Here is a 12,276-nt window from a genome sequence, read left to right as displayed (position 1 = left end):
TGGCGGCTTGCGCCTGCGGATTCAACTGATCGACGCAACGCACTCTTCAAATCTGTGAGCCGGTGTCTGGTAGTGTAATGTTTTCCTAGGGCGCTCGTTCAATCTTCTGGCTACCTCGTCCAACTTCTCTTGCGAGTAGGTAGAGAGGTCCAGTCCCTTGGGAAAATATTGCCGCAGTAGTCCATTCGTATTTTCGTTGGAACCTCGCTGCCAGGGATTCTGCGGGTCGCAGAAGTAGACTTGAATTTCGGTCGCCATGGTAAAACGCTTGTGGCCGGCCATCTCCTTGCCCCGGTCCCAGGTCAGCGATTTATAAAGCTCATGCGGCAATCTCTTGGCGTTGCCGATCAGAGCATTCACCACCGTCGCAGTATCCTTGCCATCCACTTTCACTAACATGACATAGCGAGTTTGGCGTTCGACCCAGGTCGCAATCTGGCTGTTGTGGCTGCCGAATAATAAATCACCTTCCCAGTGCCCTGGCACCGCCCGATCCTCGGCAGTTGCCGGCCGTTCGCTGATCGATATCGCGTCGCAGATCCTGCCGTGGTTATCCATCTTCTGGGTGTGGTGGCGTGAACGGCGCATGGCCCGGGTGCGTCGCAAGTGCGCCAGCAGTTCTTTCTTTAGAGCGCCACGAGCTTGAATATAAAGACTACGGTAGATGGTTTCGCGCGACACGTAGTACTCCTTATCGCCTTCAAAAAACTGCTTGAGCCACCCAGCGATCTGCTCCGGCGACCATTCCAACTGTAATTTGCTGGCGACCATATGGGCAAGCATCCCGCCTTTCGCCAGCTTACAGCGTTTCGGGCGACGCGCTCGATCCCACGCAGACTGGTCGGCCTGATTTGCACGATATCCTTCTTGACCGCCATTACGTTTGATCTCTCGACTCAGCGTAGATGGTGCGCGGCCCAGGCATGTAGCAATCGAACGCAGCGACTTTCCTTCTACTAGACCACGCGAAATTTCCTCTCGCTCGGCCAGTGTTAACGCCAACCTGGAACGGCATCGCGGAGCTGGACGGATACCTCCCGTCTCAGCAAGAATGCGCTGCACTGACGAATGGTTTCGATCGAACATCTGTGCGATCATTTGAAGAGAGTCACCTTTTTTCCAGCGTTCCCACATCAACGCTTTCTGGCTCTCCGTGTAGTAGATTCGCGGCTTCTGTTTCATGGTCAACACTCCTTCTGCTTACGCATTTAGGTTAGAGTGTTGCAATCACCGATTGAATCCGCAGCCGATTGCCGCAGTTTTGGTCCCAAGCGCATCATGATCTTAGCAGCCGCTACCGATGCCTGAAATATCCTGCACCGCCACTTGCTTTGCTGACTCTCGCAGTAAGTCCGACATGTACGTCTGGTCCGAAAGCATTATCACATTCGATTGCTTCTGATCTACGTCGTGATTGTAAATCTGTAGAGATTTAACTCCGTTCAGATCTGTAGAGGCAATCTTAATCTCAATTTGCCGAAGAAATTCGCATTTCGTGGAAAACAATGCAAAACGAGCCTTGGTATCGATGTGTACAACTCCTTGGCCTAAGCTGTTCACGCTCAGATATGGATGAGCAAGCGGCCCCGAATTGTAGAAATACTCTCTCATAACAATTCGCAGACCATCTGGCTCCTTGAACACATGGAAAAATGGTGTGAGTGGCTTGCCCTTAGTGTCATATGCATCCAAAGAACCTGTTGCCGACGTCAGTAGTATCGGCTTGCCAGCACTATACGCAATCAATTCGTCGCCAAACTGACACCCTGCAAAAATCAGCATTGCAGCACCAAGTACGAAATTTCTTGTTCGCGGCATCATCTTCGATATAGAGGTTTTCGATTCAATACTAAAGTCAGCGTCAGCTAGTGGCCGTTTTCTGACCGAATTTCAAAGGATCGAAGAGTATGATAAGGAAAAATCAACTAATTATTTTAATAATACCAAAATTTCCTTTAAGCGCCTTTTCGAGTTCCTCAATATATGTAAAACAATTTACATAAATGCCAAAGGACTCAATGACGACTTCTAGGTCTGGCGAAGGTTGGTTGCCTACCCTATTGCTATGGGAAATAAATATGTAAGCATTAGCATTTTTTTCTTCGACTCCATCAATATAATAACCGTAGTCAGATGATCTGGCATAAAAAGAAGGAAGAGAAATAAGAATTCTATGGATTTCTTGTTTCGATGCATGTGCGAACTGAATACTATATTTGTGTGACATGGTAAGGCCAAATTATAGGATACAAATGTTCAGAGGCCGCTTTTGGCCGAACTCGGCCGACGGCGTACAGAATAGCAGCTTGCCATCAGCAAAATTCACGAATTCTCACTTTAGGCTGAAGCCGCCCCCAAGCTGACTTTCAATGTGAAAAGTAACTGGCTACCGGAACGCGCAGCGTGGCGGTAGTCCAGTTGACTGCTGGGTTAGTGGATTCGCCGATTAAGCGCGGCAAGTACACGATCAAGAGAGGTGACGTCAATCTCCCCAGCCTTGTCGCGCGTCAGTTTAGGGATCACGCGATCTCTGACTTGGATCGCTAAATCAGGGCGCTTTGGTGCCCAATCTTGGTAGACGAAATCGTCGAGGGCAACCGGAATCAAAATTGTCCCTCCCCCTTCTCGGGCCTCCCGCTCAAGGACACGTTCAATCTCGTTCAATACTCCGGGCCTGACAAGGGAGTGCTGAGAGCAAAGTAACAAAACGCGTGCGTGACTGTTGATGCCCTCCGACATGGTACGGTGCAGTTTTTCACCGGGGACAGAATCCTTCGGGAAGAACCAAGTTTTCACGCCATGAGAAGCGAGATAGCTGTTTATACTAGCAGCAGCTTTTTCATCCGGGCCACCGTAAGAAATAAAAAGAGTGTCGTACATTTCGTTTTCGGCTACAAATTCAACAAAAAGACCTTGGGCAAGACAGGCTTGGCTTATTGCCTCTTGGTTGACGCGTACCGCGTCGGCGTAGAAAACTAGCCTTGGAGAAAAAGGCATATCGATTGTAGAAATTTCGGGCTCGTGAGGCCGATATACATTACTACTCCTTACCTCTGTTGCCGCATCTAACTTTCCGAAATCCCCATGTAGATTGGCGATGACGACCGGAATTGCATCATCAGGAATGAATGATGGCACCACAATAGCTCTTAATTTCAAGCCTGCCTGTGGGTCCTGGACTATCACACGCCAGAATTCGAACGATGGACCGCCTGCGCTTGTGAGCGTTGCCGCCTCGTGGAGCACAATAGCTTGCGGGTGCCGCTTCTGCAGAAAGCTAACGGCGCGAGTAACTATGGATGTGGACACGGCTGTTATCTCCCTCGATTTTTTAACTTTTTATAGATCGCAAAATTGCGACATAACATGGGACTCTAAAATATAGTGTAGCATGCCAATTTTAATGAATGCCTGATTTAAACTATGACTTGCTGTAGTTTTACGCTCCGTAAGGCTGAATTAGGAAACTGAAAAATGCCACAGCCCTGCGAATGTCGGCTCGTAGCCAAAGGCGGTATCCGCCTTGCTCGACGCTAGCTTTCGTCTTTATTTTCCTCGAAAAGATAGAGGTATTTGGCTTCGACCTCATCACGGCCTAGCAACCTAGGAACTGCAACTTTCACATCTGTACGCTGCCGCCACTCGTGAAGAAAGCCACCAGCGCGATTCAACGATACCTTATCATTTTTGAGAGGGGCGGTAGTTGCATTAACAAAAGCCCGTGCCGCCATGAACATTTGAAACTGCTCGGGCGTCATACCTGAATGATAGCCAGCTACATAAAGTGCAAAAACGTAACGTGGAACTTCAAAGAGGGGTACGTCACCCCATCCGAGTTCATTGACCTTACGTGCCCAATCGTCAAAATCCATGCCACTCATCTTTCATTTCTCTACCGCCCAGGATGTCTGCTTGTGGCCGGTTGCAGAAATGCTCTGACTAAAGATGCCGCACTTCTTCGGGCGGCGTTTCCCAGTTGTCGTTCTTACCATCCAAATACGTAATAGGCGCAGCCACTAGTTCTTCAGGCGTCACATCGTCCAAGCAGGTTAGATTGACCGCGTAGAACTCCCCCCACCGAGGTGAGCGTCCAATTCCGAAAGAGCGAACTCCACAATGTTTACAAAAAAGATGTTGGTCAGTCTTTGTCAGAAATTGGTATTTTGTTAGCTCAGCCTCGCCAGACAGCAATCGGAAAGAGCTTGGCTTAACTATGGCTGGCCAGAACCTCACTTTGGAACAGATTGAGCAATTGCAGCGTATGGTCCCTTGCTTCAGGTCGATATCTGCCTCAAATCGAACTGCACCGCAATGGCAACTGCCATGATATGTCTTCACTGTCGCTCCAGTCATCTTGGACGACAACGACTTTAGCAGAGTGTTGCATATTGAGCAAGTGCCCTCGACTGACTGCTTCCGGCCGGTTATTGCCGGGTTAACGCTTCATGGGCAATTATGAGTGGAACGATACACGCAAAGGCACCTAATGCAAAAGAGCTCCAAGAAACCTGGTTCCGATAAGCCAAGTACACCAGGCGCCAGCAGTACACTCCCAAAAGCGCGCCGACGATGATAAGCAGCAGGGACACGACACTAAGCGCAAAAAATCCCTGGTAATTAGAAATCGTTACGGCTAGAAACGCACATCCAACAGCCAAAGCGACGGTCAGCAAGCTGCTAGTTCCGTAGATTTTCAAACGTTTATCGAGATCGTTATGTTTATGTTTCATTAAATTCCTTTTTACCATATAGCAGGCTACTACCAATTAAACCACTGCAGCGCTGAACGACTCGGGTCGTCGCGCAAGCAGATGAGAAAGCCGTTGCAGACCCGCTTGTAATCGGGCACGGTCCTTTATGCTCCCCAAACAGATTCGAATCGCATTCACGGAGTCGTTGGCAGTTGCGAATGCCTCCGCAGGCGTGACCGCGATGCCCTCGCTGTCAGCGGCACGCGCAAGCTGCGAGGAGTTCCAGTACGCCGGCAATTCGAGCCAGATATGCAGACCGTCTCCGGCGCCGCTGTAGCGCCCAGCGAGAATATCCCGCGCCATGCGATGGCGCAGCCGCGCCTCGTTGCGGACGCCTCCCATCAAGCCGGCCGCCGAACCATCGAGTATCCACTGCGTGGCCAGGGCGGCCGTCAGCGGCGCGACCATCAGCGCAAATGATCTCAGCGCGACCAGGAAACGCTCGCGTTCCTGAAGGTCGCGTATCAGCACGAAGGCGACGCGCAAGCCCGGTGTCAGGCATTTCGACAGGGTTGAGATGTAGTACACCTGTTCCGGCGCCAAGGTGGCAATCGGTGGCGGCGGGGCGTCGGCAAGTAGCCAGTAGGGATCGTCCTCGATGATGCGTACCTTGTAGCGCTTGGCGATGCTGGCGAGCTGCTTGCGCCGGCGTTCTGGCATTGTGGTGGCGGTTGGGTTCTGCAAGGTGGGATTGAGGTAGACCAGCGCAGGCTGGTGCTGGCGGCAGGCTTGTTCCAGCATTTCAGGCAGCATCCCGTGTTGGTCAGCTTCTACCGCAATCAGGCGCCGGCCGAATTGGCTCGCTGCGGCACGTAAGCCGGGATAACTGCTTGGCTCGGCCAGGATGATATCGCCAGGTGCCGTCAGCGCCAGGATCAAGGCTGCGATCGCCGCTTGCGCTCCCGGGCAGACCACCACCTGTTGGGCATCCAGCCGTCCAAACATCGGTTCCAGCCATTTGGCGCCGGCCTGACGGTCGGAGTCGCTGCCGCCGGCCAGGTGGTAGGTCATCAACAATTCGCTATCTGCCCGCATCAATACTTGCGACAAACCTTGTTTCAACATATCGTCGAAGTCCACGCCGGCTGGCGGTGGCGGGGTATTCATGCTCAGATCAAGAATCGAGCTTAATTCGACTTTTGGCGCCGCGACGTAAGTGCCGCGCGCGCCGCGTCCCTCCAGCAAGTTGCGGCGTTTGGCTTCGTCGTAGGCGCGTGTGATTGTCGTCAGGTCGACGTCCAGCTGAGCTGCGAGCTGGCGCTGCGGCGGCAGACGGTCGCCCGGTTTCAGCGCTCCGTCGGCCAGCGCTGCCTGCAAGGCATCCGCAATCTGCAAAAAACGTGGCCCGCCGTGCATGGCCAAACGCGGCAACCAGATCGGCAGACTGTCATCTTGTATGGATTTCAACTGGGACATTTTGTCTCAATGTATGGAAATTGCTTTCAAGTAGTATGCCTTATTAATAGCCTGGAAATACGCAAAATGATCGACTGGATCCCTGTAGTGTTCGTTATCTTCAAGTTTCTCGTGCTTGGCACGGGCATGTTCTACGCCATCAAGTGGCATTACGATCAAGGGAAGAAGGGGCGGGAGAAGGAGCGGCGCGCGGTGTTACGCGCGGCCGCCAAGGTGGTCGTACTCTTCGTGCTAGCGCTGCTGGCTGTGGGGCTGGTGACCTTCGTCCTGGTCAGGACGCTCGGCATGGATTTGACCTACCCATGAAATAGTCGGCCGCAGCGCGTAAGCTGACGGCCGCCCATGTATTGCTTACTGCGTCTGCAGCGCGGCGATGCGGGCTTCGATTGGTGGATGGCTGGAGAACAGGGCCAGCGCCGATTTGCCGGAGATGCCGGACGCTGCCATATTCTTCGGCAGATCACCTTCGGCCACGCCGCCCAGACGGCGCAGCGCCGCGATCATCGGTTGTGGTCGGCCGAGAATGCGGGCGGCGCCACGGTCGGCGCGGAACTCGCGCTGGCGCGAGAAGTAGGCGACGATGACGCTGGCCAAAATACCGAACAGGATTTCGCAGATAACCACGGTGATCATGTAGCCGATGCCCGGTCCGCTGTGTTCCTCATCGTTCTTGCGCAGCATCTGGTCGACCAGATAGCCGACGATCCGCGCCAGGAAGATGACGAAGGTGTTGACCACGCCTTGAATCAAGGTCAGCGTGACCATGTCGCCATTCGCGATGTGCGCCACTTCGTGCGCCAGCACGGCTTCGACTTCTTCTTTCGACATCGCGTCGAGCAGGCCGGTGGAGACGGCGACCAGTGAGCTGTTCTTGCTGGCGCCAGTGGCGAAGGCGTTCGGTTCGCCGGGATAGACCGCGACCTCGGGCATGCCGATGCCGGCCCGCTGCGCTTGGGCGGCGACGGTGTTGATCAGCCATAGTTCGGTCGAGTTGCGCGGTTGGGTGATGACCTGGGCGCCGGTCGACCACTTGGCGATAGGCTTGGACATCAGTAGCGAGATGAAGGCGCCGCCAAAGCCCATCAGCGCGGCGAAGGCCAGCAGCATGCCGAGGTTGAGACCGTTCGCGGTCAGGAAGCGATTTACGCCCAGCAGGCTGGCGGTGACGCTCAGCACGAGCATGACCGCCAGGTTGGTGACGAGGAAGAGGATGATGCGTTTCATGTTGTTCCTTTTTTTAGTGGGTGTTGCAATAAGCGCCGCGCGATCAATCCGCGGGCACGGTTTCTAAAACGATGCGGCTGATCCGGACCTTGGCGATGCGCCTGTCCTCGACCGCGAGGATTTCGTAACGAAGGCCGTCCAGTTCCAGCGTGGCGCCCAGCGCTGGCAGGGTTTCGAAATTCGCCAGCAGGAAGCCGGCCAGCGAGGTGTAGTCGGCGTTGTCGCTGGTCAGACTGCTGGTCTCCAGCACCTGTTCAAGGTGATGCAGGTCGGCGGCGCCGTCGACGTGCCACTGACCGGTGGCCACCAGTTCGACGCTCGGTTGCTCATCTTCGTCCGGGAACTCGCCGGCGATCGCTTCCAGAATATCGACCGGTGTCAGCAAGCCCTGCACGGCGCCGTATTCATCGGCGACGAGGATCAGCTGGCCATGGGCGCGTTTCAGCATCTCGATGGCGCGCAGCACGCCGGCCGTCTCCGGCAGGAAGATCGGCTGGCGCAGCGGCCCGGTTTTCAGCGACGCGTCGATACGGCGATGCAGCGCCAGATCGCGGATCAAATCCTTGGTGCGGGCGATGCCGAGCAGGTTGTCGGCATGGCCGCGGCACACCAGCAACTGGCTGTGGGGCGTGCTCTGCAATTGCTGCAGCAGACGCTCGGCGTCATGATCGAGGTCGACCCACGAGATATCGGTGCGCGGCGTCATCACCGAACGCAGCGAGCGGCCAGCCAGGGTGAGCACGCCGCTGACCATATTGCGCTCTTCGGCGGCGAAGTCTTGACCTGCGGCCGGCGCCGGCTCGGGTTGTGCGACGCCGTGGCGGTGGCTGCCCAGCAGCTGCAACACGGCGTGCGCGGTGCGTTCGCGGAACGGCTTGCGCGCTTCGCTGCGGAGGAAATTACGGCGCGCGAACTGGTTCAGCGTTTCAATCAACACCGAGAAGCCGATCGCCGCGTACAGATAGCCTTTCGGGATGTGGAAGCCGAGTCCTTCGGCGACCAGGCTGAGGCCAATCATCAGCAGGAAGCTCAGGCACAGCACCACTACCGTGGGATGAGCGTTGACAAAGCGCGTCAGCGGTTTCGACGCCAGCATCATGACGGCGATGGACACAATGACCGCCGCCATCATCACGCCGAGTTGATCCACCATGCCAACGGCGGTGATGACGGCGTCGAGCGAGAACACCGCGTCCAGCACCACGATTTGCGCCACCACCGCCGAGAAGCTGGCGTAGGCCGGCGACTGCGCCTGTGTGTGCATGACGCCTTCCAGCCGCTCGTGCAATTCGACGGTGGCCTTGAACAGCAGGAACAGGCCGCCGGCCAGCAGGATCAGGTCGCGGCCGGAAAACGCCAGCGGACCAACGCTGAACAGCGGTGTGGTGAGTGTGACCAGCCAGGACACGATGGTCAGCAAGCCGAGGCGCATCGCCATCGCCAGGGACAGGCCCAGCAGGCGCGCCTTGTCGCGCTGATGCGGCGGCAGCTTTTCCGCCAGGATGGCGATAAAGATGAGGTTGTCGATACCCAGGACCATTTCCAAGATAATCAACGTGATTAAGCCGACCCAGATGGTGGGGTCAAGTAGCCATTCCATGGGCTTCCTTTTGAGATGCGTTACTTTTTCGGGAAACGGGCGCAGCATGTCCTCCGGCGCGGCGCGCGCGAGGACGAAGGTGGGGGCCCGCAGCGGAGGCGCTTAGCGGGTGGGAGGCGGCTTCAGAGGCGCGTAATCGACGCCAGTCGGGCTGGCGCGCGGCGGCGCAAATGACAAGGTGCCTTGCGGTGTGGCGGGCGAGACCAGCGTCAGCCCATCGACCACATCATGATGATCGCTGGGGGAGGGCTCATCGAGCTCGTCGCAGCTGTAGCTGGTGCAGTCTTGCAGGCAGGTCGTGTTGATGTCGTGCTCGGCGTCCAGCGTCGACACGGTGTGGGAGCGGGATTCGCACGGGAAAAGGCTCACTGCGGCGGCCGCAGACAGCGGCAGCAAGAGGATGAAGAATGCGAGGATCAGCTTTCGCATGGTACTTGCAGGAGACATGCGGCGGATTTTACCACACCGATTCCAATCTCGCGCCACGTCCGGTATTATCTATTTATTATCGAATCTTCAACTATCGATTGGGGGATTTGGATGAACTGGACCGCAGGATACGCTTCAGATATCGAATACATCACCGGCTTTTACCGCGAACAAAGCCCAGCCTGGCTTAATTTCGTCTGTCTGCTGAATGGCGGCGAGCCGCTGGATTTGTGCCAGCCTTACAGTTATTGCGAGCTGGGCTTTGGCCGTGGCCTGACCGCGGAATTGCTGGCGGCCGGCAATCCGCACGCGCAGTTCTACGCCGCCGACTTCAATCCCGCCCACGTGGCAGGCGCCGCCCGCATGGCCGCCGCCGCCCAGTTGCACAATCTGACGCTGCTGGAAAACAGCTTCGAAGAGCTGGCCAGCGGCGCCACCGAATTGCCGCATTTCGATTTCATCACCCTGCACGGCATCTACACCTGGGTGACGGCGGAAAACCGCCAGCACATCGTCGACTTCATCAACCGCCACCTGAAGCCGGGCGGCCTGGTCTATGTCAGCTACAACGCCATGCCCGGCTGGACCGCGGCCTTGCCGCTGCAACGGCTGCTGGTCGAACACGCCGACCTGCATCCCGGCCGCAACGACGCCCAGCTCAAGGCCGGCGCCGAATTCGTCAAACAGCTGGAGCAGGCGCAGGCGGCCTATCTGACGCAGAATCCGGCGCTGAAAACCCGGTTGACCTCACTGGCCAACGCCTCGCCCAACTATCTGGTGCACGAATATCTGCACAAGCACTGGCAGCCGCTGTACCACGCTGACGTGGCGCGCGACCTGGCGCGGGCCAAGATGAGCTATGCCGGCTCGGCCGAGCTATCGATGAATTTCCCGCCGCTGTACCTGAGCGAAGAACGGCGCGCGCTGCTGGAGCAGGTGGCCGATCCCGACATGCGCGAGACGCTGAAAGACTACTTCCTCAACAGCGCTTTCCGCAAGGACGTGTTTGTGCGCGGCGCCACCCGCGTCAGCACGCTGCGGCAGACCGAGCTGCTGGGGCAGGTGGGGGCGGTGCTGACGGTGCCGCGCGCCCGCGCCAGCACAAAAATGAAACTGCACATCGGCGAGATGACCGGCCATGCCGACTTGTACGGCGCGGTGCTGGACGCGCTGGGAACGCGGCCGCACACACTGGCGGAACTGGCCAAGCTGCCGCCGCTGGCGTCGCAAAGCATGCAGAGCGTGGCGCAGATTGTGGCGTTGCTGACGGCGTCCAACCAGGCCGAGTTCTATTTCCCGGCCGGCAGTAGCGGCCATGATCCGGCGACGCGCCTGAACCGCGCGCTGGCGGCGCAGACCCGCTACGGCGACGATTACGCCGCCCTGTGCGCGCCATTGCTGGGCAACGGGCTGGCGGCGCCCTATCTGGAGCGGATGTTCTATCTGGCCCTGGTCGACCAGCCGCAGCAACAGACCGCGATGAGCCTGGCACTGCGCGCATGGGAAATCATGTCACCCACCGGTCGCCGCATGCAGCGCGACGGCACCGTGTTGCAGACGCCGGAAGACAATCTGCAGGAACTGAAACATCAGGCCGAGGTGTTCCTGGCCGACAGACTGCCGGTGTGGCGTCAATTGGGCATTATTTAGCCGCGTTCGACGATGACATAGTGCTTGCGGACCGGCTCCACCACCTCAAACACGCCCTTGAAGCCGGCCGGGATCACCATCGCGTCGCCCGGTCCGGCCTCGGCCGCGTAACCCTGTTCATCGATAACGCGGCAGCGTCCTTCCAGCACACAGAAATACTCATCCTTGTTAGGCGCGAAGGCGATGCGCCAACTGCCTCTTTCGCAAGCCCAGATACCCGCACTAACTTCGCCGCTGTCATTGGTGAAATGATTCCAGGTAGTGCGCAGCGGATTGCCATCGAGCCGGCGCTCCTCGCGCGGATGATCATATTCGGGCTGTGGCGTTTGTCGTTTGAATTCGGTAATCATGGCAGTAAGATCGAAAGTTCCTGGGCGCCGCGCAGCAGGACTGGCAGCACTTCCTTGCGCAGCTGGTCGACGCTGACGCGCGCGGCCTGGACGCCGACGTTGAGCGCGGCGTGCACCATGCCGGAGGCGCCGCGCACCGGCACGGCGACCGAGCGCAGGCCGACTTCCAGTTCCTCGTCGTTGATGGCGTAGCCGTCCTGGCGCACGCCGGCCAGCACGGCGCGCAGCCGGGTCGGATCGGCCACGGTTTTCGGCGTCATCGGCTTGAGTTTGGTGCGGGCCAGATAGTCTTCCAGCTCGGCGGCCGGCAGGTGCGCCAGCAGAACCCGGCCCAGCGAGGTGCAATAGGCCGGCAGCCGGCTGCCGGTGTTCAGCGCCACCGACATCACGCGCGAGGTGGCGGCGCGCGCCACGTACAGGATTTCGCCATCGTCCAGCACCGCCAGCGAGCTCGATTCGTTGAGCTGGCGGCTGATGCTGTTCAGGTAAGGCTGGGCCGACACCGTCAGCGGCGTCGACGATAAATAGGAGTAGCCTAGCGTTAGCACTTTCGGCCGCAGCGAGAAGTTGTTCAGTTCCGCGTCCACGTAGCCTAGCTCGCGCAGCGTGTGCAGGCAGCGCCGCACCGCCGCGCGCGGGATGCCGGTCTTCTGGCTGATGCTGGCGATGGTCTGCGGCTTGCGCGCGTCGCTGAACGCCTGCAGCACGGCCAGGCCGCGCGCCAGCGAAGTCATGAAACTCGGATCGGTGAGCGCGTCGATTTGCTCGGAAATGGAGGGTTCGTCGCTGCGCGGAGGTGGTTGTGTTAGAGGCATGGCGTGATTTTAATGTGTTTTTCCTTGACCCGGCGGGTTTA

General features: G+C 57.5%; 14 protein-coding genes. 2 read left to right on the top strand and 12 right to left on the bottom strand.

Going from position 1 to position 12,276, the window contains the following annotated elements; all coding sequences use genetic code 11:
* Positions 1 to 21 precede the first annotated feature (21 nt).
* The 7 genes from GJ699_RS07580 to GJ699_RS07550 form a co-directional block, all read right to left on the bottom strand.
* The gene (locus GJ699_RS07580) at positions 22 to 1,182 is read right to left on the bottom strand and encodes an IS30 family transposase (RefSeq protein WP_154374707.1); all 1,161 of its coding nucleotides are present in this window, start codon (positions 1,180 to 1,182) and stop codon (positions 22 to 24) included.
* A 102-nt stretch (positions 1,183 to 1,284) separates the two neighbouring features.
* Positions 1,285 to 1,782 (bottom strand): hypothetical protein, encoded by a 498-nt coding sequence (locus GJ699_RS07575; RefSeq protein ID WP_154374705.1) that lies wholly within the window; start codon positions 1,780 to 1,782, stop codon positions 1,285 to 1,287.
* A 648-nt stretch (positions 1,783 to 2,430) separates the two neighbouring features.
* A complete protein-coding gene (locus GJ699_RS35275; protein ID WP_154374703.1) occupies positions 2,431 to 3,309 on the bottom strand; it encodes a toll/interleukin-1 receptor domain-containing protein in 879 nt (292 codons plus the stop codon).
* A 224-nt stretch (positions 3,310 to 3,533) separates the two neighbouring features.
* Positions 3,534 to 3,872 carry a hypothetical protein gene (locus GJ699_RS07565; RefSeq protein ID WP_154374701.1) on the bottom strand — a complete coding sequence of 113 codons (339 nt, stop codon included), beginning with the start codon at positions 3,870 to 3,872 and terminating at the stop codon, positions 3,534 to 3,536.
* A gap of 67 nt (positions 3,873 to 3,939) precedes the next feature.
* Positions 3,940 to 4,353 (bottom strand): GFA family protein, encoded by a 414-nt coding sequence (locus tag GJ699_RS07560; RefSeq protein WP_154374699.1) that lies wholly within the window; start codon positions 4,351 to 4,353, stop codon positions 3,940 to 3,942.
* Positions 4,354 to 4,424: 71 nt separating this feature from the next.
* Positions 4,425 to 4,730: a hypothetical protein gene (locus tag GJ699_RS07555; RefSeq protein ID WP_154374697.1), complete on the bottom strand. Its 306-nt coding sequence runs from the start codon at positions 4,728 to 4,730 to the stop codon at positions 4,425 to 4,427.
* Between the two features lie 36 nt (positions 4,731 to 4,766).
* The gene (locus GJ699_RS07550; RefSeq protein WP_154374696.1) at positions 4,767 to 6,167 is read right to left on the bottom strand and encodes an aminotransferase-like domain-containing protein; all 1,401 of its coding nucleotides are present in this window, start codon (positions 6,165 to 6,167) and stop codon (positions 4,767 to 4,769) included.
* A 66-nt stretch (positions 6,168 to 6,233) separates the two neighbouring features.
* Between GJ699_RS07550 and GJ699_RS07545 the strand changes: the two genes are divergently transcribed.
* Positions 6,234 to 6,473 (top strand): hypothetical protein, encoded by a 240-nt coding sequence (locus GJ699_RS07545; RefSeq protein ID WP_154374693.1) that lies wholly within the window; start codon positions 6,234 to 6,236, stop codon positions 6,471 to 6,473.
* A 45-nt stretch (positions 6,474 to 6,518) separates the two neighbouring features.
* On the opposite strand, the gene htpX is transcribed toward GJ699_RS07545, so the two are convergent.
* The 3 genes from htpX to GJ699_RS34125 all read right to left on the bottom strand — a co-directional run bounded on the left by htpX (position 6,519) and on the right by GJ699_RS34125 (position 9,420).
* Entirely contained in the window at positions 6,519 to 7,391 is an 873-nt protein-coding gene (gene htpX / locus GJ699_RS07540) for a protease HtpX (RefSeq protein WP_154374691.1), read from the bottom strand.
* 43 nt (positions 7,392 to 7,434) lie between these two features.
* Entirely contained in the window at positions 7,435 to 8,991 is a 1,557-nt protein-coding gene (locus tag GJ699_RS07535) for a TerC family protein (protein WP_154374689.1), read from the bottom strand.
* A 102-nt stretch (positions 8,992 to 9,093) separates the two neighbouring features.
* Complete coding sequence (locus GJ699_RS34125) at positions 9,094 to 9,420, bottom strand: hypothetical protein (RefSeq protein ID WP_195763485.1); 327 nt, start codon at positions 9,418 to 9,420, stop codon at positions 9,094 to 9,096.
* A 111-nt stretch (positions 9,421 to 9,531) separates the two neighbouring features.
* Here GJ699_RS34125 and GJ699_RS07530 point away from each other — a divergent pair, with 111 nt between their 5' ends.
* The gene (locus GJ699_RS07530; RefSeq protein WP_195763484.1) at positions 9,532 to 11,070 is read left to right on the top strand and encodes a class I SAM-dependent methyltransferase; all 1,539 of its coding nucleotides are present in this window, start codon (positions 9,532 to 9,534) and stop codon (positions 11,068 to 11,070) included.
* On the opposite strand, the gene GJ699_RS07525 is transcribed toward GJ699_RS07530, so the two are convergent.
* Together GJ699_RS07525 and GJ699_RS07520 are read right to left on the bottom strand one after the other, a co-directional pair.
* Complete coding sequence (locus GJ699_RS07525; RefSeq protein WP_154374685.1) at positions 11,067 to 11,420, bottom strand: cupin domain-containing protein; 354 nt, start codon at positions 11,418 to 11,420, stop codon at positions 11,067 to 11,069. The two genes, GJ699_RS07530 and GJ699_RS07525, sit on opposite strands and share 4 nt — an antisense overlap.
* Positions 11,417 to 12,235 (bottom strand): IclR family transcriptional regulator domain-containing protein, encoded by an 819-nt coding sequence (locus GJ699_RS07520; RefSeq protein ID WP_154374683.1) that lies wholly within the window; start codon positions 12,233 to 12,235, stop codon positions 11,417 to 11,419. Before GJ699_RS07520 ends, GJ699_RS07525 begins: the two co-directional genes overlap by 4 nt.
* Positions 12,236 to 12,276 lie beyond the last annotated feature (41 nt).

This window comes from Duganella guangzhouensis (genome assembly GCF_009674535.1).
Taxonomy (GTDB): domain Bacteria; phylum Pseudomonadota; class Gammaproteobacteria; order Burkholderiales; family Burkholderiaceae_D; genus Rugamonas; species Rugamonas guangzhouensis.
The sequence above is the reverse complement of the archived record's forward strand: the minus strand, read 5'-3'. Positions and strand labels throughout refer to the sequence as shown.